Source organism: Nocardia sp. NPDC087230, assembly GCF_044744725.1.
Taxonomy (GTDB): domain Bacteria; phylum Actinomycetota; class Actinomycetes; order Mycobacteriales; family Mycobacteriaceae; genus Nocardia; species Nocardia canadensis.
On record NZ_JBIUYV010000004.1, the window covers coordinates 325,080 to 349,741 of the forward strand.

The following is a 24,662-nucleotide window of genomic DNA, read 5'->3' on the forward strand; positions in this document are numbered from 1 at the left end:
CGATGACGTACCCGGCACGAGCGAGGAGGTGGGGTCGATGGCGTCGAGCACCGAGGATCGGCGATTCGAGGTCCTGCGAGCGATCGTCGCGGACTACGTCGCCACCAAGGAACCGATCGGCTCCAAGTCGCTCGTGGAACGGCACCACCTGGGTGTTTCCAGTGCCACGATCCGCAACGACATGGCCGTGCTGGAGGCCGAGGGGTACATCACCCAGCCGCACACCAGCTCGGGCCGCATTCCCACCGACAAGGGGTATCGCGAGTTCGTCGACCGGATCGCCGAGGTGAAGCCCCTCTCGGGCGCCGAGCGGCGTGCGATCATGGAGTTCCTCGAATCCGGCGTCGATCTCGACGACGTCCTGCGTCGCGGCGTGCGCCTGCTGGCCCAGCTCACCCGTCAAGTGGCGGTCGTGCAGTACCCCACGGTGTCGGCGTCGATCGTTCGGCACATCGAGGTCGTCGCGCTCAATCCGGCGCGCCTGCTGCTGGTGGTGATCACCGACACCGGCCGGGTCGATCAGCGCATCGTCGACCTCGGCGCGGTCATCTCCGACGACGATCTCGCCGCCGTGCGCGGCCTGCTCGGTGGCGCCATGGACGGCAAGCTGCTGTCGGTGGCCAGCGCCTCGGTGGCCGGCCTGCCGGAGCGAGCGCCCGCCAAGATCAAAGACGTGCTCGTCCGGGTCTCCACGGTGCTGGTGGAGACCCTGGTGGAGCATCCCGAGGAACGGCTGGTCCTCGGTGGCACGGCCAACCTCACCCGCAATGTCGCCGATTTCGGTTTCCCCGGCTCGCTGCGGACCGTGCTGGAAGCACTCGAGGAACAGGTCATCGTGCTGAAGCTGCTGGCCGCGGCGCAGCAGCCGGGCCAGGTCATGGTGCAGATCGGCGAGGAGACCCAGGTCGAGCAGATGCGCGGCACCTCGGTGGTGTCCACCGGCTACGGCGCGGCGGGCGCGGTGCTCGGCGGCATGGGTGTGCTCGGCCCGACCCGCATGGATTATCCGGGGACGATGGCCTCGGTGGCGACCGTCGCCCGCTACATCGGCGAGGTACTGGCCGAAAGGTGACGAGGGCCGGAATCGGCCCGAACCGCAACTGTTAAGGTCGGTACTTCGGCCGGTAAAGTTGAGTGGATTCGACTAAGGATGCGCCCGGCGCTCGGCTGGACCACAGCGACCAAGGACTAGAGAACTCACAGTGGCACGGGATTACTACGGACTGCTCGGCGTCGGCAAGAACGCCACCGACCAGGAGCTCAAGCGCGCCTACCGCAAACTGGCCCGCGAACTGCACCCCGACGTGAACCCGGACGAGGCCGCCCAGGCCAAGTTCAAGGAAGTTTCGACCGCCTACGAGGTACTGACCGACCCGGAGAAGCGCCGGATCGTCGACCTCGGTGGTGACCCGCTCGAAAGTGGCGGCGGTGGAGCCGGTTTCAACGGCGCGGGCTTCGGCGGTCTGGGTGACGTCTTCGAAGCGTTCTTCGGCGGCATGAGTGGCCAGGGTGGTGGCGCGCGCAAGCCGCGCGGCCGCGTCCAGCCCGGCGCCGACTCACTGATCCGCACCCGGCTGAGCCTGGCCGAATGCGCGGTCGGCGTCACCAAGCATCTGACCGTCGACACCGCCATCCTCTGCGACATCTGTCAGGGCGCGGGCACCAACGGCAACTCCAAGCCGGTGCGCTGTGAGACCTGTGACGGTGCCGGTGAGGTGCAGTCGGTGCAGCGGTCCTTCCTGGGCCAGGTGCTCACCTCGCGTCCCTGCCCGACCTGCCGCGGCGCGGGCGAGACCATCCCCGATCCCTGCCACAAGTGTGGTGGTGACGGCCGTGTCCGCGCGCGTCGCGAGATCGCCGCGCCGATCCCGGCCGGTGTCGCCAACGGCATGCGCGTGCGCCTTGCCGCGCAGGGCGAGGTCGGCCCCGGTGGCGGCCACGCCGGCGACCTCTACGTCGAGGTCGTCGAGCAGCCGCACGACACCTTCGTCCGTGACGGCGACGACCTGCACTGCACCGTCCGGGTCCCGATGGTGGACGCGATCCTGGGCACCACGGTCGTCGTGGACACCATCCTCGACGGCCCGACCGAGCTCACCATCGCGGCGGGCACCCAGCCCGGCGAGATCATCCAGCTGCGCGCCCACGGCATGCCCCGGCTGCGTTCGGGCGCCCGTGGCGACCTGCTCGCGCACCTCGACATCGTCGTGCCGACCAAGCTGGACGGCAAGCAGACCGATCTGCTGCGCAAGTTCAAGGGCCTGCGTGACAAGGATCGCGCCGAGGTGATGTCGTCGCAGTCCGAGCACAACAGCGGCCTGTTCGCCCGGCTGCGCGCCTCCTTCAGCGGACGCTGAGGCCGTGGCCGCGACGGTCTTCTACCTCGACGAGGTGCCCGAGCCGGGTGTCGTCGCCGTCCTGGACGGTCCGGAGGGCAGGCACGCGGCGACCGTGCGCCGGATCAAGGTCGGCGAGCCGATCACCCTGTCCGACGGACGCGGTGTGCTGGCCGAATCGGAAGTCGTCGCGGCCCAGAAGGACCGGCTCGAACTCGCGGTGCACCACCGGCGGATCGCCCCGCCGGTGACCCCGCGGGTGACCGTGGTGCAGGCGCTGCCCAAGTCGGATCGGTCGGAGCTGGCCGTCGAGTTGATGACCGAGGCCGGCGCCGACGTCATCGTGCCGTGGCAGGCGGCGAGGTGCGTCTCGAACTGGGAAGCCAAGGCCGCCAAGGGCGTCGAGAAGTGGCGCGCCGCGGCCAAGTCCGCCGCCCGGCAGTCCCGGCGGGCCTACATTCCCGAGGTCGCCGACCTGCACCGCACTCGCGACCTGGTGGAACTGGTGCGCAGGGCCAAGGCCGAGGGCGCGATCGTCGCCGCCCTGCACGAATCCGGCGCTGGCAAGTTCACCGAGCTGCCGCTGGCCGCGGCGCGCGAGGTCGTCCTGATCGTGGGTCCCGAGGGCGGCCTCGACGACGCCGAACTGGCCGCCCTGGCCGAGGCGGGCGCCGACCCCGTGTTGCTCGGCCCGACCGTGCTGCGCACTTCCACGGCCGCCGCGGTGGCGCTGGGAGCCCTCGGCGCGCTTACCCCGCGCTGGTAGATCACGGCCCCCCGTCCGCCGCCTTCCGCTCGTGACCTGCGATCACCGGTCGATCGCGGTTCGGCCGATCCCGCCGTTATATCGCTGGGCGGTGTCGGTGCCGCGCGTTAAACTGAGCTCATCGAACACACAGTCGAGACCGGAAGCAGGCCATAGCCACTTTTGAAGAACTCAGGCGAGATCGGCGACCCCACCAACCCCGTATCAGGCATCGGCGCAGGCGGAAACAACGCGGGTCCCGCAGCGCGAACAGTGCGTTCCAGCATCGAACTCGCGCCGGAGTCTGTTTTCCCGTTCCTCGGCTCGGCCGACCAGAATCTCCGTCAGCTGGAGAAGCTTCTCCCGGCCGACATCCACGTCCGCGGCAACACTGTCACCATCACCGGTAAGGCGGGCGATGTGGCGCTGGCCGAGCGCGTCATCGAGCAGCTCGTGGCGCTGACCGGCCGCAATCGGGTGATCACCCCCGAAGCGGTCCGGCACACCGTCTCGATGCTCACCGAAGGCGTGTCCGAATCGCCCGCCGAGGTGCTGAGCCTGGACATCCTGTCGCGCCGCGGCAAGACCATCCGGCCCAAGACGCTGAACCAGAAGCGCTACGTCGACGCGATCGACGCCAACACGATCGTGTTCGGCATCGGTCCCGCCGGTACCGGCAAGACCTACCTGGCGATGGCCAAGGCGGTGCAGGCCCTGCAGTCCAAGCAGGTCACCCGCATCATCCTGACCAGGCCCGCGGTCGAAGCCGGCGAGCGGCTGGGCTTCCTGCCCGGCACCCTCAACGACAAGATCGACCCGTATCTGCGGCCGCTCTACGACGCGCTGCACGACATGATGGACCCGGAAGCGATCCCCAAGCTGCTCGCCTCCGGCGTCATCGAGGTCGCGCCGCTGGCCTATATGCGTGGCCGCAGCCTCAACGACTCGTTCATCATCCTCGACGAGGCGCAGAACACCACGGCCGAGCAGATGAAGATGTTCCTGACCCGTCTCGGCTTCGGTTCGAAGATGGTCGTCACCGGTGACATCTCGCAGGTCGACCTGCCCAACGGGCAGCGCTCGGGCCTGCGCGCGGCGGCGGAGATCCTCGTCGACATCGACGACATCCATTTCTCGGAGCTCACCAGCGCCGATGTGGTGCGGCACCGGCTGGTCTCCGACATCGTCGACGCCTACGACCGGTTCGAGTCCGACACCCGCGCGGTGCCCGGCCCGCACTACCCGGGCAACCGGGCGCAGCGGCGCGCCGCCGGGCGTGCGAACCGGGGGTAACTCACGCCACGCTGGCCCGATGCCGCTCCCGGCGGCGTCGGGTCGGCACCGTACCCTGAACAGGTGAGCATCGAGATCGCCAACGAATCGGGCATGGACGTCCCCGAAGAAGACCTGGTCAGCGTCGCACGTTTCGTCATCGGCCGGATGGACGTGCATCCCGCCGCCGAGCTTTCGATGGTGCTCGTCGATCTCGACACCATGGCCGACCTGCACGTGCGCTGGATGGACCTGCCCGGCCCGACCGACGTGATGTCGTTCCCGATGGACGAGCTGGAGCCGGGCGGTCGTCCCGACAGCCCCGAGCCCGGCCCGTCGATGCTCGGTGACATCGTGCTCTGTCCCGAGTTCGCGATGGGGCAGGCGCAGAAGGCCGGCCATTCCCTCGATCACGAGCTGGCACTGCTCACCGTGCACGGCGTGCTCCACCTGCTCGGCTACGACCACGCCGAGCCGGAGGAGGAGAAGGAGATGTTCGCGCTGCAGGCCCAGCTGCTCGAGGAGTGGTACGTGAGCCTGCGCGAGGAACAGCGACGCGCCGAACTGGCCGAGCGGGATGCCCAACTCCTCGGCAAGGCAGGTTTCACCGCACCGGGTGACGCACTGGGACCCGCGTGACCTCACTGACCCAGATCCTGCTGGCGATCCTGCTGATCGGGCTCGGCGGGGTATTCGCCGGGGTGGACTCGGCGTTGAACACGGTCTCGCGCGCCCGGCTCGACGACATGGTCCGCGAGGAACGGCCCGGCGCCGCGCGGCTGCGCAAGATCGTCGACGACCGCCCTCGGTACGTCAATCTCATGGTGCTGCTGCGCATTCTGTGCGAGATCACCGCCACCGTCCTGCTCGCCGCCGCGACCCTCGAGCTGTGGAGCGCGGGCACGGCACTGCTGGTGGCCGCCGCGGTCATGGTCGTCGTCTCCTACGTGGTGATCGGCGTCGGTCCGCGAACGCTGGGCCGCCAGCACGCCTATTCGATCGCGCTCGGCGCCGCGGTGCCGCTACAGATCATCGGCGCGCTGCTCGGCCCGGTGAGCAGAGTGCTGATTCTGCTCGGCAACGCGATCACCCCGGGTAAGGGATTTCGCAACGGCCCCTTCGCTTCCGAGATCGAGCTGCGCGAAGTCGTCGACATGGCCCGCGAGCGCGGCGTGGTCGCCGACGACGAACGCCGGATGATCCAGTCGGTGTTCGAGCTCGGTGACACCGCCGCCCGCGCGGTGATGGTGCCGCGCACCGAGATGGTGTGGATCGAGGCCGACAAGACCGCGGCCCAGGCGATGTCGCTGGCGGTGCGGTCCGGGCACTCCCGGATCCCGGTGGTCGGCGAGAACGTCGACGACGTGCTCGGCGTGGTGTACCTGAAAGACCTTGTCCCGTACGCCGATCGCAGCCGCAAGGTGACCGTGCGCGAGGTCATGCGCCCCGCGGTGTTCATTCCCGACTCCAAGCCGCTCGACGATCTGCTCGACGAGATGCAGCGTCGCCGCAACCACATGGCGCTGCTGATCGACGAGTACGGCGGCATCGCGGGCCTGGTGACCATCGAGGACGTGCTCGAGGAGATCGTCGGCGAGATCGCCGACGAGTACGACACCGACGAGACCCCGCCGGTGGAGGACCTGGGCGACGGCCGCTATCGGGTGTCGGCGCGGTTGTCGGTGGAGGACCTGGGCGAGCTGTACGGCCTCGACATCGAGGACGAGGACGTCGACACCGTGGGTGGGCTGCTGGCCCACGAGCTGGGGCGCGTCCCGCTGCCCGGGTCGAAGGTGACCGTCTACGGGCTGGTCCTGCGCGGTGAGGGCGGCGCCGACGCGCGCGGGCGGATGCGGGTGAACACCGTGCTGGTGCGCCGCGAGGCCGACAAGGACAAGAAGACCGACAAGTCCCGCAAGGGCAAGACCAACGGCACCGAGCAGACCACCAACGGCACCGCGCCGACGGAGGTCACCGTGCCCGACGACAACGGAGAGACCGATGAGTGAACTGGACGCCGAAGACAACAAGCTGCTGGTGCTGGCCCGGGGCGCGCTGGGCCGCACCGGCGGCGCGAGCGGTGCCGCCATCCGCGACACCGATGGTCGTACCTACGCCGCGGGCGCGGTGGCGCTGACCGCGCTGCGCCTGACCGCGTTGCAGGCCGCGGTGGCCGCCGCGATCTCCAGCGGTGCGGAGGGTTTCGAGGCGGCGGTCGTCGTCGGCGGTGACGCCGAGGACGCGGGCATCGCCGCGGTGCGCGAGGTCTCCCCGTCGGCCGCGGTGATCCGCACCGATCGCGCCGGCGCCGTGCTGAGCGAGGTGCACGGTGGCTGAGAAGGAATTCCGTTCCGGCTTCGTCTGTTTCGTCGGCCGTCCGAACACCGGCAAGTCGACGCTGACCAACGCCCTGGTCGGCACCAAGATCGCGATCACCTCCTCGCGCCCGCAGACCACCCGGCACACCATCCGCGGCATCGTGCACCGCGACCACGCCCAGCTGATCCTGGTCGACACCCCCGGCCTGCACCGTCCGCGGACCCTGCTCGGCCAACGCCTCAACGATCTCGTGCGCGACACCTACTCCGAGGTCGACGTCATCGCCCTGTGCATCCCGGCCGATGAGAAGATCGGCCCCGGTGACCGCTGGATCGTCGAGCAGATCAAGATGATGGCGCCCAAGACCACCGTGCTCGGTGTGGTCACCAAGATCGACAAGGTGGGTCGCGATCAGGTCGCCCATCAGCTGATGGCCGTCTCGAAACTGCTCGGTCCCGAGGCCGAGGTGGTTCCGGTGTCGGCGGTCAAGGGCGAACAGGTCGAGGTGCTCGTCGATGTCATCGCCTCGAAGATGCCCGAGGGCCCGGCGTTCTACCCCGACGGCGAGATCACCGACGAGCCCGAGGAAACCCTCATGGCCGAGCTGATCCGCGAGGCCGCGCTCGAGGGCGTGCGCGACGAGTTGCCGCACTCGCTGGCCGTGGTGATCGAGGAGATCCAGCCCTACGAGGCCAACGAGGACATGCTCGAGGTGCATGCCCTGCTGTATGTCGAACGGCCGAGCCAGAAGGCGATCATCATCGGCAAGAACGGTTCCCGCCTCAAGGAGGTCGGCACCAACGCCCGCAAGCAGATCGAGCACATCCTGGGTACCCGGATCTACCTGAACCTGCACGTGAAGGTGGCCAAGGACTGGCAGCGCGATCCGAAACAGCTGGGGAAGCTGGGCTTTTGACCGTTTGAGCGTCGGCGGTACGGGGTATCGTTCGGCGAATACGCCGACAGTGCCCGGCGTGCTCGCTGATCGCCCGGGGAGGCCGTCGAAGTGCCCGATGCCAATGATGTCGGCAAGCTGCTGGAGTTGCTGCGGGCGCTGGAAATCCCCGACACCAAGCCGCGAGTGCTGCGCACGCTGCTGCGCGGACGCCGCACGCTGCCCCGGCCGATCGTCGAACTGGTCGGGGTACAGGGGCATTCCGCGCTGGTCGCCGACCTCTACAGCTGGCTGGGCGAATCGGGGGGCAGGCGGGCGACGCCGCGCGCCAAGATCGATCTGCACGCGCCGGACCTGCCGCGCACCGCGCTCACGCCCGATCTCAGCGCGGTCAGCTCGCACGACGATCAGGAGATCGCCGGGCATTGTCTGCCGATCATCCAGCAGCTCGTCGCGGGCTTCGCCGCCGACGACACCGCGATGGGCGCGATCAAGTTCCCGCGCTACCGCACCGCCGATTGGCTGACGCGCCAACGGGTCACCAGCGACGAGTCCGAGGCGCCCGACGAATTGCGGCGCCGCCTGCCGAAACTGCTGCGCAGCGGATCGCCGACGAGCCGCTCCGACACCGCCGAAGGCGTCGCGGGCGACACGATCTCGCGGGTGGTGTTCGGGGTGCTCGCGCTGTGGCCGGTCCTGCGGCTGTGGCTGTGGGTGTCCGGGCGCATTCCCGGGATGTCGAAGGTGACCAGGTGGTTCCTGCACCAGCGCTACCTCGCACCCGAATTGTCCGGCAGCTTCCTGGGTTTCGCGTCCCGCCTGACCGCCTCGCACCGGGTCGACGAGAACGAGGAGCAGGTCGCCAAACTGCTCATCCACGCGTTCCTCGAGGATCTGCGCGACGCGTATCGGCGCCGGATCTGGCGGCCGTCGAGCTGGCGGCGCACCGCCTACCCGGTCGCGCTGCTCGGCGGGCTCGCCGAGGGTAGCGACGGCGCGCGCATCCTCACCTGGATCAACGAGATCAGGAACGAGACCGGCCATTTCGATCCGCTGGTGCTCGTCGCCTTCCGCGACGAGGGCCCGAATCGGGAGGTCGGTGAACTCGGCGACATCGGCGAGCTGCGCACCCTGCGCACCCTGGAGAGTCTGGCCGATCAGCCGTCGTCGCAACCGCCGGACCCGTTGCAGAGCTGGGTGCGCGAGATCGACAACCGGCGCACCCACCGGCAGGCCGACGCCTGGTTCCTGCCGCTGCGCGCGCTGCTGCCCGCCGACACCCCGCCGCGGATCAGCGACCCGCGCTTCCGCGGTCTCGCGCTGCCGCCCGCACCGCCGATGGCGGCGCGCAGCTGGTTCGTCGGCCTGTGCGTGCTCATCCCGATCGCGCTGGCCATCGCCGCCGCGCTGGTCTACTTCCCGCCGCTGCGTGGCGCGCCGTGCTCGCAGTGGCCGTGGACCGGCGGGGTCTCGGTGAGCCTGCGCGACGGTGAGTGTGTGGGCTACAGCGACAACACCGCGCAGCTCTTCGCCGACGATCCCGAGCTGACGGCGATGCAGCGCGAGGTGTTCCGGCTCAACGAAGCGGCCGTGCAGGCCCGCGAGAGCAACCCCAACCGGCCGCTGGTCTCGCTGGTGTACTTCGCCGGTCTCAGCTATGCCGACACCAACGTGCGCTACCCGCACGCCCAGGTCGAGGAGCTGGCCGGGCTCGCGGTGCAGCAGCGCCGCGCCCTGCTGGCCTCCGACGAGTCCGAACCGTTGTTGCGTGTCGTCGTCGCCAACGGCGGCTCCGACATGCGCCAGGCGACCTGGGTGGTCGAGCACGCGCTGCGCGGTCTGGTGGCCGACGATCCCAGCGTGCTCGGCGTGGTCGGCATCGATCGCAGTACCGACGAGACCCGCGCGGCGATCGCCCGGCTCGGTGAACTGGGCGTGCCCGCGGTCGCGACGACGCTGTCCGCCGACGGGCTCGACCAGGCCTCGCCCCTGTATTTCCAAGCGGCGCCGAGCAATACCGTGCAGGCCCGGCTGGTCGCCGACTACGTCCAGGGCGCGCGCGAGGCGAACGGCACCGCCCGCTACGACAAGGTGACGATCTACCACCCGGAAGCCGCCGACGACCTGTACGTGACCACACTGGTCGCCGATCTGCAGGCCGAGCTCAGCACCCGCGGTGTCGCCCAGCAGAGTCTGAGCTGGCGCGAACAGCAACAGCTCTACCGCTTCCCCGCACCGTGTGAGACCGAGGGTGCCGACCGGCGCACCCTGCTGTTCTTCGCGGGCCGCAACGACGATTTCCCCACCTTCGCCAAAGCGGTCAGTCGCGGCTGTCTGAGCGGCGCGGGTCCGGCGATCCTCGGCAACGACGCGGTCACCCGGCTGATCACCGACCCCAAGGCCACCGCCGCGCTGCCCGCCAACCTGACGGTGCGCTATGTGGCCAAGGCCGCGCCGGTGATGCTCGGCGGCGCCGACTGTGTCAGCGGCGTGGGCAAACTCGGCAATCAGCCGGTGCCCTTCGAACACGAGCAGCTGTGCGTCGAACTGGCCGGACTCATCGAGGACCTGCGCGGCTACCCGGAACTGGCCGACTACCGCCCGACCTGGGCGGGTGACCGCACCGGTCTCGCGTTCGACGTGAGCGGCCTGTTCCTGCAGGCCGTGCGCGCCAGCCGGGGTGTGCTCGCCGACCTGCCGCCGAACCGCACCGCCATCGCGGTGCAGTTGCGCGAGAGCGACTATCGCGGCGTCACCGGCACCCTGGGCTTCTCGACGCGGCGCGTCGCGGACGGCTCGTCGATCGCGGTACTGGTCACCACGGCGGTCGGCGGGCCCGGTCCGCAACGCTGCCTGATGATGTTCCCGCGCCAGAGCGGTCAGGACGGCTGCCCGGCGGGGACCAAGAGCGATCTCGAGAGCTGGGCTGAACCGGGGCGCTAGTGCGGTAATGCCGGAATTCCCGGACCGCACCGCCGGATTCGTGCTGTTATAGTCGCTCGAACATGACCTCCGGGTGGGGACCGGCTTCAGCGGCGACCGATTCGGAAACGCTGCCGGAAGGGTCCCGGTAGTGCTGTGACCGTGGGAGACCGGGGCGGGTGAGTATCGCAGAGGGCGCGGAGTTCGCCGGGTATCTGATCGAACGGCGATTGGGCGCCGGTGGCATGGGCACCGTCTACCTGGCCCGCCATCCGCGGCTGCCCCGACACGACGCGCTCAAGATCCTCGCCGACGACCACGCCGCCGACCCCGAGTTCCGCGCCAGGTTCCTGCGCGAGGCCGAACTCGCCGCCACGCTGACCCATCCGAACCTCGTCGCCGTGCGCGATCGCGGGGAGACCGACGGCAAACTCTGGATCGCCACCCAGTACGTCGCCGGTTCCGACGCCGCCGAACTCGTCCGCACCGCCCCGACGGGTCTCGATCCGGCGCGAGCGGTGCGCATCATCGGCGAGGCGGCGCGCGGACTCGACGCGGTGCACCGGGCCGGACTCGTGCATCGCGACGTGAAACCGGCCAACATCCTGGTGGCCGAGGAGCCGGGGCACGCCGACCGGGTGCTGGTCACCGACTTCGGGATCGCGCGCCGCGCCGAGGACACCGCGACGCTGTCCGCGGGCGGCGGACTCACCGCGACCCTGTCCTATGTCGCGCCCGAGCAACTGAGCGGTGACCGGGTCGACCTGCGCGCCGACGTCTACGCCCTCGGCTGCTCCCTGTTCCAATTGCTGGTCGGTACAGTGCCGTTCGTCCGGCAGACGCCCGCGGCCATGATGTACGCGCATCTGCACGAGCCACCGCCGCGACCGTCGTCGATCCGGCCGGAGCTGCCTGCCGAGTGCGACGCCGTGATCGCGAAGGCGATGGCGAAGGACCCGGCGCAGCGGTTCGCCTCCTGCGGCGAGCTGGCCGCGGCCGCTCGCGCCGCGATGGACGGGCGCGCGCTGCCGCCGGCCGCGGGGCACCCGGCGTCGTCGACGGCCATCTCCGCTCCCGACCAACCGATTCCCGTCGCCACCGCTGGTGCCCCGGTGCGGGCGCAGCCGTCGGTGCAGGACGCCCCGGCCCAGGAGCGGTCCGGTCCGTCCTTGCCCGCCGGTTCGGGCTTCGGCGGTTCCTGGCCGCCCGCCCCGATGCCCGCGGCCGACCCGTTCACCGCGGCGCTGCTGCGCCGCCGGACGCCGCTGGGCAGGCTGATCCGCCGTCGCTCCGTCCAGGTGGCGGCCGCGGTGGTCGTCGTCCTCGGCCTCGCGACGGCGGTATTGCTCACCTCCGGCCCCGACGGTTCGGCATCGCGGACGGCCGTGACCACCTCACCGCCCCCGCTGCCACCGGCGACCGCGTGGGGCGCCTACAGCTTCGTGGCCGATACTTTCCCCGACCTGCTGCCCGCCTTCCCCTTCGGCGCCGGCTACCAGGAGCTGACCGGCTGCTACATGTTCGACGAGAAGTTCGACTTCGTGCCGACCGACAAGGCGGGACCGATCGCGCGGATGAGTTGCAGCGGAAATCGTGATCCCGCCGTCGCGATCACGGTCGTCTGCAATACCGACCGCTCCCGGATGCTGGTGCAGCCCAGCACCGATCAGGTCGAGGGCAACGAGGAGTGGCGTCGCCCCTCAGGCAGCGGAAACCTGCACTGGGGCAGCAATATCGGACTGGACAAGACCGTGACCGGATTCCTGCACGTCTACTTCGACGAACCGGCGCGCTCGTTCTGCCGGATCGATGTCAACGGCGGCGACAACGGCGCCGAACTGCGCGAGAAGTGGTGGACCGATGCGCCGCTGTGATCCCCGCGCGGCACTGCGGGCGGCCGCCCTGCTCGCCGCCCTCGCACTGACCGGCTGCACGGTGACGGGTACGCCCAAACCGGACCGGGTCGACCTGTCGACGCTGGATTACGGCACCTACCAGCATGTTCCGCTGGAGGCGCCGAACGGCGACGACTACTCGGGCCGGGTGATCGAGTCGGTGCGGATCGGCGAGGTGATGATCAATCCGGCCAGGGCCGACGCCGCCCTGTCCCTGCCCGCCGAATCCAAGCCCACGGTGCCGCTGCCGACCCCGGCCAAGGTGTCCGGTGTGCTGTCGGAGCAGGCCCGCGCCGTGCTCGACAAGTACGGCATGATCGCCGGATTCCATGTCGCCGGTACCGATTCGACCCGCGCCAGGGGATTGTCGCTGCTGGCGCTGCGCATGACGGATTCCACCGCCGCCACCAAGGCCGCCGCCGATCTGGATGCCGCCGACGCGGCGGTCAGCCCCGACAATGTCGCCGTCACCATCCCGAACTACGCTGCCGCGCGCGCTCATTGGCGACCGACCGTGGCGAGCATGGCCGCCACCGTCGCGCGCGGCTCCTTCGTGGTGAGCGTGTTGGTCACGCACCCGACGCCGGATGCCGCGGCGTTGATCGGGCTCATCGGCAAGGCCTTCGACGCGCAACTGCCCGAACTCGATCGATTCGTCGCCACGCCGGTCGACCAGCTCGCGAGCTTGCCGCTCGACGGCGAGAAGATGCTGACCCGGTTGGTCCCCGAGAAGCTGGGGCGCTGGTCGCGGCCCGCGGTGCTGCTCATCGATCGGGAACAGATCGCCGGAGGTAAGACGCTGCTGCATGCCAGCGGTGTCGTATACGGCCCGAACGTGAGCTACCTGAACGGCACCAGGCAGCAGCGGTCCTCGGCCGACGCGTTCGCGATGATCGGCTTCGACGGGCTGATGCGGTATCCCGACGCGGTGGAGGCTCGCCGCGCCTTCGATCGCGGGACCCGATCATTGGCCGCCGACGGATTGCGGACCGTCACCGGTCCGGCCGGCCTGGCCGACATCCAGTGCCTCGACGACGACACCGGCCAGCCGGCCGTCCGCTACGCCTGCCGCGTGCTGCACGGCCGCTACGTCGCCACCGTGTTCGCGCCGCAGGAGCGGCAGGTCAAGCAGAAGGCAGCGGCTCAGTACAGCCTGCTGGTGCGCGCCGGATGACCGCACGGCTGCGGCCCGGCTCGGTCTTCGCCGGCTACGTGATCGAGCGGGTCCTCGGCAGCGGCGGGATGGGCACCGTCTACGCCGCGCGCCATCCGCGGCTGCCGCGGCTGGACGCGATCAAGGTGCTGAGCGAAGCACACAGCGGCGCACCGGAATTCCGGGCGAGGTTCATTCGGGAGGCCGAGCTCGCGGCCCGCATCGATCATCCGAATGTGGTCGCCGTGCACGATCGCGGCCTCGTCGACGGCGCGCTCTGGATCGCGATGCAGTACGTCGCGGGGACCGACGCCGCGGCGGTGCTGCGCGCCGGTGTGCCCCGCCCGGAGCACGCGCTGCACATCGTCACCGAGGCGGCCGCCGGGCTGGACGCGGCGCACCGGGCCGGGCTGCTGCACCGTGATGTGAAACCGGCCAATCTGATGCTGGAAAGGCGGCCCGGGGAACCGGACCGGGTCCTCGTCGCGGACTTCGGCATCGCCAAATCCGGCACTGACAGCACCGCGCTCACCGAGACGGGCGCCTTCCTGGCCACCCTGGCGTACGCGGCGCCGGAACTGATCCGACTCGACGCCGTGGATCATCGTGCCGATCTGTATTCGCTGGGCTGCACGCTGTTCGAACTGCTCACCGGCCGCACGCCGTTTCCGCGCGATACCGTCGCCGCGGTGATCAACGCGCACCTGACCGAGCCACCGCCCCGGCCGACCCAGGTGAACCCGGGGCTGCCGCCGGCGATCGATGCGGTGATCGCCCGGGCCATGGCGAAGAATCCCGACGACCGGTACTCCAGCTGCGGCGCGCTGGCCGCCGCCGCGGCCGCCGCGTTCGGCGCGCCGGTGGCGCCGACGGCGCGCGTCGCCGGTCCGGGAACTCCGCGCGGACCGATCGGTCATCCGGGCCCCGCCGCCGGGACCCCGCCCACCGGTGTCCCGGTCGGCCACTCCTGGGCACCGACTCCGTCGCCCCGCGCCGTGACAGCGCCGGTGTCCCGTCGTCGGCTCCTGGCCGCCGGGGCGGTGGCCGGACTCACCCTCGCGCTGGTAGCGGCCGGTGCCGTCGCGCTGAATCGCGACGAGTCGCCCGCCGCCGCGCCCACGATCTCGGCGGCGCCGACCACGGCTGCCGAATCGGCATGGGGCGCGCACGAATACATCGTTCGTGCCCTGCCCGAGCTGCTCCCGCGTACGCCGTTCGCGAGCGGCTACCAGGGCGCACGGTGCGCGGCCGTCGACAAGGAGCACCGGCCGATCGCGCTCGACCAGCACGACGGCGTCGGCCGGCTCAGCTGCAACGGTGACCGCGATCCCGTGGAACGTATGACGGTGTACTGCAACGGCGACCGCACGCCGAGCAACGCCCGGCCGTTCGTGGAAGCGACCGAGATCCGGGAGGAGAACTGGGAGCGGTCCTCGGGGCGGGGCAGGCTCATCGTCCAGAACATGCCGGGTCTGCGCGCGGGCACCACGTCGGGGGCGCTCGTCGTCCAATTCGACGACCCGGCACGGAACTTCTGCCTGGTCAGCATTATCGGCGCCACCAACGGCGCCGAGCTCTACGACCGGTGGTGGCCGACCGCCCCGTTCTGACTCACCACCACGGCGTGGGTCGCGCCCGCTCCCACCGAAGTTCCGCTTCCAGCTGAGCCGCCAGCGAGATCAGCATCGGCTCGGAGTTCGCGGTACCCATCAGCTGCGCGCCGATCGGCAGTCCGGCGTCGGTGAAACCGGCGGGCACGTTCACGCTCGGCCAGCCCAGGACATTCCACGGCCAGGTGTAGGGACAGGCGGCAGTGATCAGAGCGTTGGTCGCCCCGACGCCGATCCCGTCGATCTCCTCGGCACGCGGGGGCGGGGTGGCGGTGGTCGGGGCCAGGACCAGGTCGTAGTCGTCGAAGAACGCGCCGATCCGTGTGCGCAGCAACGGCTCGGCGCGGCGTGCGGCCGCGAGCACGGGACCGCCGAGCAGTCCGCCCAACCGGGCGTTGGCCGTGGTGCGCGGGTCGACGATCGCCTCCGGCATCGCGTCGCGCACGCGCGCGATCCCCGCCATCGAGCGCGGCAGGAACGACGCGCCGATCATCAGTCCGTAGTGCAGGTCGGCCACGGTGACCGTGTGCCCGAGGCCGCGCAGCGTCGTCGCCAGTGCGTGGACGGCCGCCGCGATCTGCGGGTCCAGCGCCGTCTTGGTCGCCGTGAACGGAATCCGCAGGGAGAGCGCGATTCTGAGCTTGCCGGGGTCTCGCCCCACGGCGGCGCTCGCGTCGATCGGCGCCGGGGTGTGCAGGTCGCCGCGGTGTGGTCCGGCGGTGACGTCGAGCAGCAGAGCGGCATCGCCGACGGTGCGCGCCAACGGCCCGTTGACGGTGAGCCCGTAGAACGCCTCGGCGTGCGGCCAGGTGGAGATGCGCCCGCGCTGCGGCTTGATCCCGACCAGGTTGTTCCACGACGCGGGGATGCGCACCGAGCCCGCGCCGTCGGAACCCAATGCGGCGGGCACCAATCCGGCCGCGACCGCCGCGGCGGAACCGCCCGAGGAGCCACCGGGGGTGCGCGTGCGATCCCAGGGGTTGCGAGTGTGGCCGAAGGCCTCTCCGCTGGTGAACGGGAGTTGGCCCAGCTCACAGGTATTGGCCTTGCCCACGATCACCGCACCGGCGGCCCGCAACCTGCGCACCGATTCGGCGTCCTCCGTCTTCGGCGCGAACTCGCCGCCGCAGCCGAAAGCGGTGATCTCCCCGGCGATATCGGTGTCGTCCTTGACCGCGATCGGCACGCCGAGCAGCGGCAGCCGTTCGCCGGCGGCCAGACGCGCGTCGGCGTCGGCGGCTTCCCGGAGCGCGGCCTCGCGGCGGACGGTCCGGAAGGCGTTGAGCGTCGGCTGCGCGGCCTCGATCCGGTCGAGCGCCTCGGTCACGGCCGCGACGGAGGAGACGCTGCCGTCGGCGAGCGCGGCGGACATTTCGGAAAGGCCGAGGTCGGCCGAGGGCTTCGGCGCGAGGCGGTCGGGCGCGGACATGTGAGCTCCGTCTCTGCAGGTAGTGGGGTTGACCGTAGCCCCGAGCTGGTCGCTCGTCCACATACCCTGGGTGGATTTCTCGGGTATAGACATACATTCCGTATGTATGTAACAGTGAAGAGGCCCAGCATTCGACCAGGGGAGGACCCCATGGGAATCAGCTCAGCACTCGGCCCGGCGCGCGAGATCGCCCTGTCGTCCGGCCGTATCCGCTATCACGACACCGGCGCCGGCTCGCCGGTCGTGTTCGTGCACGGCCTTCTCGTCAACGCCGACCTCTGGCGCGGGGTGGTCCCCGGCCTGGTCGCCGCCGGACACCGCTGCCTCACCCCCGACTGGCCGCTCGGATCGCACTCGATCCCGCTGCCCGACGCCGATCTCACCCCCACCGGCATCGCGGATCTCATCGCCGAGTTCCTCGACGCGCTCGACCTGACCGACGTCACCGTCGTCGCCAACGACACCGGCGGCGCGCTCACCCAGATCCTGATGACCCGCAGGCCGGAACGGATCGGCCGGGTCGTGCTGGCCGCCGTCGACTGCTTCGAGGTCTTCCCGCCGCAGCCGTTCGCGGCGCTGCTGAAGGTGGCGAAACTGCCCGGTGCGGTCGCCCCGTTGCTCGCGCCGATCCGGTGGAAGCCGATGCAGCGGCTGCCGCTCGCCTTCGGCTTGGTGACCAAGCATCACCTGCCGGCCGACATCGCACGGTCCTACCTGGGGCCCGCCCAGCGCAGTGCCGCGATCCGTGCCGACCTGCGTCGCTTCGCCGCGGGCGTGGACAACCGGGTCACCCTCGCGGCCGCCGAACGCTTCGCCGAGGTCGACTTCCCGGTGCTGGTGGTGTGGTCCACCGAGGACCGGCTGTTCCCGATGACACTGGCGCAGCGGCTCGTCACCGCCCTGCCGAAGGCGAGTCTGCGTACCGTCGACGACTCCTACACCTTCGTGCCCGAGGACCGGCCGGAGTTGCTCGCCGAACTGATCGTGGAGTTCACTCGGCTGCATGCAGCGCCGTAGTCAGGAGGATCGCTCCCGCACCACCCGAGCCGCGCTCGAGCAGGCAGGCCGCAGCCTGTTCGCCGAGCGCGGCTTCGCCGCGACCTCGGCCGAACAGCTGGTGGCCGCCGCCGGTGTCACCCGCGGCGCCCTGCAGCACCACTACGGCGACAAGCGCGGGCTGTTCCTGGCCGTACTCGAGCAGATCGAGACCGAAGCCACGGCGGAGATCGCGAGCGCGGTCGCCGCCGTCGCCCCCGACGATGTCGTCGCGGGCATGACCGCGGGTCTGGCCTGTTTCCTCGACATCTGCGCTCGCCCGGAAATACTGCGTGTGGTCTTGATGGACGCCCCGACCGTCCTCGGCTGGCCCGCCTTCCGCGAATTCGAATCCCGGCACGGCCTCGGCCTGATCACCGGCCAACTGCAACGCGCCGTCGACTCCGGTCTCGTCCCGGCCGTCCCGGTCCCGGTCCTCGCGCAGCTGCTGCTCAGCGCCATCACCGAAGCCTCGCTCATCGTCGCGCACGCCGAGGACGCGGAGCGCGCCCGCGCCGAGACCCAGCAGTCCCTGCTGCTGCTCATCGCCGGTCTGCTCCGGCGGGACTGACCGGCCCGCCGTGTCCGTGGTGGCGGTGTCGGGTCGACGTGGAAGACTGAGGCCGTGCGGTTGTATCGGGATGAGGCGGTGGTGGTCCGTCAGCACAAGCTGGGCGAGGCCGATCGCATCGTCACGCTGCTGACCAGGCAACACGGTCTGGTGCGCGCGGTCGCCAAGGGAGTGCGGCGCACCAAGTCGAAGTTCGGGGCGCGGCTCGAGCCGTTCGCCTACATCGACGTGCAGCTGCATCCGGGCCGCACGCTCGACATCGTCACCCAGGTGACCACGGTCGAGGCGTTCGCCGCCGACATCATCGACGACTACGGCCGCTACACCACCGCCTGCGCGATCCTCGAGACGGCCGAACGCCTGGCGGGCGAGGAACGCGCACCGGCGCCGAAACTGCACGCGCTCACCGCGAGCGCCCTGCGCGCCATCGCCGCCAAGCAGCGCCCGCACGAACTGATCCTCGACGCGTATCTGTTGCGCGCCATGGGTTTCGCCGGTTGGGCGCCCGCCCTGGACGACTGCGCCCGCTGCGCGACGCCGGGCCCGCATCGCGCGTTCCATGTCGCGGCGGGCGGCGCGGTCTGCGTGCACTGCAGGCCGCCGGGCGCGAGCACCCCGGCCGCGGGGGTCCTCGACCTGCTCGTCGCCCTGCTGAAGGGGGAGTGGGACTACATCGCCGGCGTCCCCGACAACATCCGCCGACAGGCCAGCGGCCTGGTCGCCGCTCACCTGCAGTGGCATCTGGAACGGCAGCTGCGCACGCTGCCGCTGATCGAGCGAAGCCGTGCCGATACGGGCGAGTACCGCTCGGTCGCGGGCGGCGTCGGCTGAGCGGCCCGACCGCGGCGAGCGGGCCGGTCCGGCCGGAACGGTCGCGCACCTGCCGCCGCAACCCTCGATCCGGGCCATCCGCGGAGCCCGTGCGGGCCGTGCTCGACGATCAGGCAGGATGGATGCCGTGATCCTGCGTCGTGACTCCTCCACCGCGAGCAAGCCCGCCCGCACCGTGCGCCCGCCGTCTGCGCATCCCTCCGGTGCGCGTCCGCCCGCGATCCCGCCGGAGCTGGTCCCCAACCACGTCGCGCTGGTGATGGACGGCAACGGCCGCTGGGCGCAGGAACGTGGCCTGCCGCGCACCGCCGGACACGAACGCGGCGAGGCCGTGCTCATGGACTCCGTCGAGGGCTGTATCGAGATCGGCGTCAAGTGGCTGTCCGCCTACGCCTTCTCCACCGAGAACTGGCGGCGCAGCCCCGACGAGGTGCGCTTCCTGATGGGCTTCAACCGCGATGTGATCCGCCGCCGCCGCGACGAGATGCACGAGATGGGTGTGCGCGTGCGCTGGGCCGGTCGCCGACCGCGCCTGTGGCGCAGCGTGATCAAGGAGCTCGAGATCGCCGAGGAGCTCACCAAGGACAACGACGTGATGACGCTGACAATGTGCGTCAACTACGGCGGCCGCGCCGAAATCGCCGACGCCGCACGCGAGATCGCGCGCCGGGTGGCGGCGGGGGAGATCGATCCGGAGAAGATCGACGAGGCCACCGTCGCCCGGTACCTCGACGAACCCGATATGCCCGACGTCGACCTGTTCCTGCGTCCCTCCGGGGAGTTCCGCAGCTCGAACTTCCTCATCTGGCAGGCCGCGTACGCCGAATTCGTCTACCAGGACACGCTTTTCCCCGACTTCGACCGGCGTAACCTGTGGGACGCGTGCCTGGAATACGCCAAGCGCGATCGTCGCTTCGGCGGCACCAAATGAGCGACGGAGCCGAGATGGACGCGGTGGTCACACCCGAACTGGACCTGCAGGCGCGCACCGGCGCCTGTCTGCAGATGCAGGACATCGATGTCCGCGTCGACGCCGACGGCTCGCTCGGCTTCGAATACGACGGCGCGCTGTGCTCGATCCGCGCGGTCACCCTGGCGCCGGGCCTCACCGTGCTGTCGCTGACCAGCGTGCTGGCCTGGGATCGCCCGCTCAAGCCGCAGCTGCACAAGCGCGTCGCCGAGCGCAACAACGAGATCCAGTTCGGCTCGGTCACCCTGATCGGGCGCGGCAAACTGGGCGATGTCATCCTGCGCTACACGTTCCCCGCCGAGGGCCTCGACGATCAGGCGCTGACCACCATGCTGCTGCTCACGCTGTCCGGCGCGAGCAGGGCCAGGCAGGGGCTGCTCGCGCCGTAGGCGTCAGTTCGAGGGCTTCCAGGTGATCTTGCCGCCCTGGAAATCCTGGGCCTTGCCGCCTTGGTAGTCGTATTCGTCGCTGGTCGGGTAGCCGTAGCGGCCGCCTTCGGAGCCCGCCCGGATCCAGTCGGCCTGGATGCTGCCCCACACCGCGTGCGCGCCGGTCGACGAGGACCAGTAGATGGCGCCGGTCGGGAACATCGAGAACTGGCCGTCGCCCTTGCCTGCCTTGGAGACGTCGCTGAGCGGGAAGCCCAGCGGGCTCGACTCCCAGCCGAGCGCGGCCCACTTGTCCCGGATCGGGCCGCTGATCTGGTGCGCGCCGGTGCCGACCGACCAGTAGATCGACCCCTTCTGGAAGTGGTTGTAGCGGCCGGTGCCACCCGGGGTCGACTCCTCGCGAGTGACCGGATAGCCGAGCTTGCCGCCCTCGTTGCCCAGCTCGGCGAACTTGTCGCGGATCTGCCCGGCGACGGTGTTGGCGTTGGTGTCGGGGTGCCAGTAGATCGCCGCGTTGTTGGCGAAGGTCTGGTACTTGCCGCCCGCCGCGGCGTCGGATTCGGGGGAGGTGGGGTCACCGAGCGCGGGGCCGCCGGCCTGGTCGTACTCGATCTCGATCGCGCCGCCCACCTCGAATCCGCCGATCATGCGTGCCTGCGCGGTGCCTGCCACGGCGACGGGCAGGACGGCCGCCACGGTCGCGGTGGCGAGGGCGGCGATGCCGCGTGATCGAAGGGTTCGTCGGTGCAATGCCACAGGAAACTCCCTGGTCGGATCGATTGTCGGCGGTTCGGTGGCCCCACAACCCCACCTGTGCCGCACCCGAACCTACCCGTTCCCTGGCGTCGGTAACAGTGAGCTTTCTAACGATCCCGGGCCGGGTCGATCGGCAGCAGCACCTCGACGCCTCTGGCCATCTCTTCCGGATCGACGTCGCCGAGCAGCAGATGTTGCAGGATGAAGCCGGGCATGATCCCGATGATGGTCTTGGCCAGTGCGTCGACATCGGCGTCGGCCGGAATCCAGCCGAGCTCGCGCATCCGCACCACGTATTCGCGCCACAGATCCCGCATGGTGGCGATGCCCTCGCGCACCGGTAGACCGGCTTCCGGCTGCACCAGTGCCAGTGCCCAGGCCTGCGGCGCCAAGCGCAACGGCCCGTCCGCGCCGCTGTGCTTGATCACCTCGGTGGTGAGCAGCCGGACGACTTCGGCGGGCACCGGCGGCGTCTCGGCGCGGATGATCTCGGCCAACCGCGACCTCAGCGGCACCATCGTCTGGAGAACCAGGGCCGCGATGATCTCGTTCTTGCTGGTGAAGTACCGGTAGACGGCCCCCGCCGACAACCCGGCCTCGGCGAACACATCCTGCATCGAGGTCTCGTGGAAACCCCTCTTGGCGAAGCAGAGCTGCGCGGCGTCGAGGATCTGCTGCCTGCGACGTTCGAGGTGTTCTTCGCTGACTCGGGGCATGCCTCAAAGTAAAACGAATATCCGTTCTTGACAAGCGCGGGCTCTCGATGCCACCGTGGAACCACCAAAAAGAACGAACATTCGCTTTAAGGGGAGAACCGCCATGACGATCACTCGACGAGCGGTCGCGCTCGGTCTCGCGGCCACCGCGCTGCAGGCTCTGCTCCTGATCGCCTTCGCCTGGCCCGCCGTCAACCTCGCTCCGCGCGACCTGCCCATCGCCGTCACCGGTCCGCAGGCCGCGCAGGTCACCCAGCAGCTGCAGCAGCGCAGCCCCGACGCCTTCGAGATCACCACCCTCGCCGACGCGGACGCCGCCCGCACCGCGCTCACCGACAACGAGGTCTACGGCGCCATCGTCACCGGCCAGGGCGCACCGCAGGTCCTGGTCGCCTCGGCCGCCTCACCCGCGGTCGCCCAGCAACTCACCGCCCTGGCCCAGCAGTTCGGCGGCGCGCCCGCCACGCCGGTCCAGGACGTCGTCGCCACCGACCCCGACGACCCGCGCGGCGCCGGCTTCGGCTCGATGGTGCTGCCCCTGGTGATGTCCGGCATCGCCGCGGGTGTGCTGCTCACCCTGCTGATCCCCGGTTTCGCCGCCCGGCTTGTCGGCCTGGTCACCTTCGCTGTCGCCGGCGGTCTGCTCAGCACCCTGGTCTTCCACACCTGGCTCTCGATCGTTCCCGGCTCCTACCTGGAACTCGCCGCGATCGCCGGCCTGGCCGCGTTCGCCGTCGCCGCCACCCTCGTCGGCCTGGCCGCCGCGATCGGCCGCCCCGGTATCGGCCTGGGTGCCCTGACCATGCTCCTCATCGGCAACCCGTTCTCCGCCGCCACCTCCGCCCCCGAACTCCTCCCGCAGCCCTGGGGCACCATCGGCCAGCTGTGCCCGCCCGGCGCGGCCGCGTCCCTGCTCCGTTCGGTCGCCTACTTCGACGGCGCGGGCGCCCTGGCCCCCCTCGCGGTCCTGCTCACCTGGTCGGCTGCCGGTCTCGCCCTGCTCGGCCTGGGCGCCCTGCGCTCCCGCCCCACGCCCGCCCCGGACGCCACCTCCACCCCGGTCGCCGTCGCCGCCTGACATCCCCGCCGATGTTCCGCACGAATCTTCGTGCGGAACATCGGCGCGTTCCGGATCGCTCCGGTTTCCGTCGAAGGAGTGCGAGCGATCGAACCCGTTCGGCTGAACCTCAGCCCTTCAGGATCAGGTCGGCGCATTTCTCGCCGATCATGATGGTGGGCGCGTTGGTGTTGCCGCCGGTCACGCTCGGCATGATCGAGGCGTCGGCGACTCGGAGGCCGTCGATTCCGCGCACTCGCAGTTGCGGATCCACGACCGCGCGCTCGTCGACACCCATGCGGACCGAACCGGCCGGGTGATAGACGGTGTGGATGCGGTTCGGTAGTTCTTCGCGCATCGCCGCTTCGTCGGTGAAGGGCGCGCCGGGAACGATTTCGCCCTCGTTGTCGCCGGTTCCCGCCATGATCGCGCGGACCATGTCGATGCCCTCGAGCAGCACCTCGGTGTCCTCGGGTGCGGTCAGATACGCCGGATCGATGAGCGGTGCGGCGGCCGGATCCGCCGAGGCCAACCGCACGGTGCCACGGCTCTCCGGGTAGATGAGGGCGGGGAAGACGCTGTGACCCGGCTTCTTGGTGGCCGGAACGACTCGCTTGTCGGAGTCCTGATTCGGCGACGGATACACCCAGTAGAGGCTGAGTAGTTGCAGGTCGGGAATGTCGTGGGCATGCGAGGTGCGCACGAAGGCGACGGATTCGAAGGAGGAACCGGCCGCCCACGACGATCCCGGACGAACCCGTTCGGCCGCCAGACCGCGCAGGAAATACGGAGCCGTCGGCCTGCGCAACGCCGAATTCATCGCGAAGGACAGGGGGACGAAGAGGTGGTCGTGCAGATTGTCGCCCACCGGCAGATCCGCGACGACGGCGATGCCGTGCTCTGTCAGGTGCGCGGCCGGGCCGATCCCGGACAATTGCAGAATCTTCGGTGACCCGAACGCGCCGGCCGAGACGACGACCTCGCGCGAGGCCCCGATCACCTGCGTGCCGCCGTCGACCACGATCTGCACGCCCGTCGCGCGGGAGCCTTCGATCACGATCTTCGTCACTCGCGCTTGCGTGCGCACGGTGAGATTGGGCAGCGGATCTTCGTGCAGGTAGCCCTTGGCCGCGGAGTACCGCACACCGTTCGCGGCGCTCTGCTGAAAAACCGCGACCCCTTCCTGGCTCTCGCCGTTGTAGTCGTCGATTCTCGGCACACCCAGGCGCGTTTCGGTGGCGTCCATGAACGCGCGCGCCGCGTCGGTGATGGTGTGCTGGCGGGTGACCTTGATCGGACCACCGGACCCACGCCATTCGCTCGCGCCGTCCTCCCAGTCCTCCATCCGCTGGAAATAGGGCAGGACGTCCTCGTAGGCCCACCCGTGACAGCCCTCGGCGGCCCAGTCGTCGAAGTTCTTCCGGTGACCCCGGACGAAGAGCATCCCGTTGACCGAACTCGATCCGCCGAGGATCCGGCCGTGCGTCATGGGGATCCGGCGGCCGAGCGCGTGGCGCTGCGGGATCGACTTGTCGCCCCAATCGAACAGCTTCTTCAGCTGCGGCGTCGAGTGCATGACGTTGATCGCGCCGGGAATCCGGAACAGCATTCGGGCCCAGCCCTTGTCGTCCGGGCCACCCGCTTCCAGCAGCACCACGGACGCGCCGCTCTCGGCGAGCCTGCGCGCGACCGCACAGCCTGCGCTTCCCGCTCCCACAACGACGTAGTCGGCCTCGGTCACAGCGCTCTCCGGTCGGGAGT

Annotated in this window: 22 protein-coding genes; 18 read left to right on the forward strand and 4 right to left on the reverse strand. The window is 70.2% G+C overall.

The window, feature by feature from the left end; all coding sequences use genetic code 11:
- Positions 1–37 precede the first annotated feature (37 nt).
- From hrcA to ACIO52_RS17185, 12 genes are all read left to right on the forward strand, one after another.
- Positions 38–1,072, forward strand: coding sequence for a heat-inducible transcriptional repressor HrcA (hrcA, locus tag ACIO52_RS17130; RefSeq protein ID WP_218717363.1), 1,035 nt, complete (start codon positions 38–40; stop codon positions 1,070–1,072).
- A gap of 130 nt (positions 1,073–1,202) precedes the next feature.
- Positions 1,203–2,357, forward strand: a complete 1,155-nt coding sequence (gene dnaJ / locus ACIO52_RS17135; RefSeq protein WP_218717362.1) for a molecular chaperone DnaJ — start codon at positions 1,203–1,205, stop codon at positions 2,355–2,357.
- Positions 2,358–2,361: 4 nt separating this feature from the next.
- Positions 2,362–3,102 carry a 16S rRNA (uracil(1498)-N(3))-methyltransferase gene (locus ACIO52_RS17140; RefSeq protein WP_218717361.1) on the forward strand — a complete coding sequence of 247 codons (741 nt, stop codon included), beginning with the start codon at positions 2,362–2,364 and terminating at the stop codon, positions 3,100–3,102.
- A 210-nt stretch (positions 3,103–3,312) separates the two neighbouring features.
- Positions 3,313–4,374 (forward strand): PhoH family protein, encoded by a 1,062-nt coding sequence (locus ACIO52_RS17145; protein WP_218717394.1) that lies wholly within the window; start codon positions 3,313–3,315, stop codon positions 4,372–4,374.
- A 63-nt stretch (positions 4,375–4,437) separates the two neighbouring features.
- The gene (gene ybeY, locus ACIO52_RS17150) at positions 4,438–4,992 is read left to right on the forward strand and encodes an rRNA maturation RNase YbeY (RefSeq protein WP_189033070.1); all 555 of its coding nucleotides are present in this window, start codon (positions 4,438–4,440) and stop codon (positions 4,990–4,992) included.
- The gene (locus ACIO52_RS17155) at positions 4,989–6,362 is read left to right on the forward strand and encodes a hemolysin family protein (protein ID WP_218717360.1); all 1,374 of its coding nucleotides are present in this window, start codon (positions 4,989–4,991) and stop codon (positions 6,360–6,362) included. The genes ybeY and ACIO52_RS17155 overlap by 4 nt, the downstream gene beginning before the upstream one ends.
- Complete coding sequence (locus ACIO52_RS17160) at positions 6,355–6,690, forward strand: cytidine deaminase (RefSeq protein WP_218717359.1); 336 nt, start codon at positions 6,355–6,357, stop codon at positions 6,688–6,690. Before ACIO52_RS17155 ends, ACIO52_RS17160 begins: the two co-directional genes overlap by 8 nt.
- Complete coding sequence (gene era, locus ACIO52_RS17165) at positions 6,683–7,588, forward strand: GTPase Era (protein ID WP_316573910.1); 906 nt, start codon at positions 6,683–6,685, stop codon at positions 7,586–7,588. The genes ACIO52_RS17160 and era overlap by 8 nt, the downstream gene beginning before the upstream one ends.
- A 90-nt stretch (positions 7,589–7,678) precedes the next feature.
- The gene (locus ACIO52_RS17170; RefSeq protein WP_402644831.1) at positions 7,679–10,510 is read left to right on the forward strand and encodes an ABC transporter substrate-binding protein; all 2,832 of its coding nucleotides are present in this window, start codon (positions 7,679–7,681) and stop codon (positions 10,508–10,510) included.
- Positions 10,511–10,668: 158 nt separating this feature from the next.
- A complete protein-coding gene (locus ACIO52_RS17175; protein WP_402644833.1) occupies positions 10,669–12,363 on the forward strand; it encodes a serine/threonine-protein kinase in 1,695 nt (564 codons plus the stop codon).
- Complete coding sequence (locus ACIO52_RS17180) at positions 12,350–13,558, forward strand: hypothetical protein (RefSeq protein ID WP_402644836.1); 1,209 nt, start codon at positions 12,350–12,352, stop codon at positions 13,556–13,558. Before ACIO52_RS17175 ends, ACIO52_RS17180 begins: the two co-directional genes overlap by 14 nt.
- Positions 13,555–15,147, forward strand: coding sequence for a protein kinase (locus tag ACIO52_RS17185; RefSeq protein ID WP_402644839.1), 1,593 nt, complete (start codon positions 13,555–13,557; stop codon positions 15,145–15,147). Before ACIO52_RS17180 ends, ACIO52_RS17185 begins: the two co-directional genes overlap by 4 nt.
- A gap of 1 nt (position 15,148) precedes the next feature.
- On the opposite strand, the gene ACIO52_RS17190 is transcribed toward ACIO52_RS17185, so the two are convergent.
- The gene (locus ACIO52_RS17190; RefSeq protein WP_218715968.1) at positions 15,149–16,576 is read right to left on the reverse strand and encodes an amidase; all 1,428 of its coding nucleotides are present in this window, start codon (positions 16,574–16,576) and stop codon (positions 15,149–15,151) included.
- A gap of 150 nt (positions 16,577–16,726) precedes the next feature.
- Between ACIO52_RS17190 and ACIO52_RS17195 the strand changes: the two genes are divergently transcribed.
- The 5 genes from ACIO52_RS17195 to ACIO52_RS17215 all read left to right on the forward strand — a co-directional run bounded on the left by ACIO52_RS17195 (position 16,727) and on the right by ACIO52_RS17215 (position 20,372).
- Positions 16,727–17,593, forward strand: a complete 867-nt coding sequence (locus ACIO52_RS17195) for an alpha/beta fold hydrolase (RefSeq protein WP_218715967.1) — start codon at positions 16,727–16,729, stop codon at positions 17,591–17,593.
- Positions 17,580–18,182 carry a TetR/AcrR family transcriptional regulator gene (locus ACIO52_RS17200; protein WP_402644843.1) on the forward strand — a complete coding sequence of 201 codons (603 nt, stop codon included), beginning with the start codon at positions 17,580–17,582 and terminating at the stop codon, positions 18,180–18,182. Before ACIO52_RS17195 ends, ACIO52_RS17200 begins: the two co-directional genes overlap by 14 nt.
- A 54-nt stretch (positions 18,183–18,236) precedes the next feature.
- Entirely contained in the window at positions 18,237–19,013 is a 777-nt protein-coding gene (gene recO, locus ACIO52_RS17205) for a DNA repair protein RecO (protein WP_218715965.1), read from the forward strand.
- A gap of 118 nt (positions 19,014–19,131) precedes the next feature.
- A complete protein-coding gene (locus tag ACIO52_RS17210) occupies positions 19,132–19,944 on the forward strand; it encodes an isoprenyl transferase (RefSeq protein ID WP_218715964.1) in 813 nt (270 codons plus the stop codon).
- Between the two features lie 74 nt (positions 19,945–20,018).
- A complete protein-coding gene (locus ACIO52_RS17215; protein WP_255586597.1) occupies positions 20,019–20,372 on the forward strand; it encodes a YbjN domain-containing protein in 354 nt (117 codons plus the stop codon).
- A 3-nt stretch (positions 20,373–20,375) separates the two neighbouring features.
- On the opposite strand, the gene ACIO52_RS17220 is transcribed toward ACIO52_RS17215, so the two are convergent.
- Together ACIO52_RS17220 and ACIO52_RS17225 are read right to left on the reverse strand one after the other, a co-directional pair.
- Complete coding sequence (locus ACIO52_RS17220) at positions 20,376–21,128, reverse strand: hypothetical protein (protein ID WP_308248320.1); 753 nt, start codon at positions 21,126–21,128, stop codon at positions 20,376–20,378.
- 107 nt (positions 21,129–21,235) lie between these two features.
- A complete protein-coding gene (locus tag ACIO52_RS17225) occupies positions 21,236–21,844 on the reverse strand; it encodes a TetR/AcrR family transcriptional regulator (RefSeq protein ID WP_218715962.1) in 609 nt (202 codons plus the stop codon).
- A 103-nt stretch (positions 21,845–21,947) separates the two neighbouring features.
- Between ACIO52_RS17225 and ACIO52_RS17230 the strand changes: the two genes are divergently transcribed.
- Complete coding sequence (locus tag ACIO52_RS17230; RefSeq protein WP_402644848.1) at positions 21,948–22,922, forward strand: hypothetical protein; 975 nt, start codon at positions 21,948–21,950, stop codon at positions 22,920–22,922.
- Positions 22,923–23,031: 109 nt separating this feature from the next.
- On the opposite strand, the gene ACIO52_RS17235 is transcribed toward ACIO52_RS17230, so the two are convergent.
- Positions 23,032–24,642 (reverse strand): GMC family oxidoreductase, encoded by a 1,611-nt coding sequence (locus ACIO52_RS17235; protein ID WP_402644851.1) that lies wholly within the window; start codon positions 24,640–24,642, stop codon positions 23,032–23,034.
- Positions 24,643–24,662 lie beyond the last annotated feature (20 nt).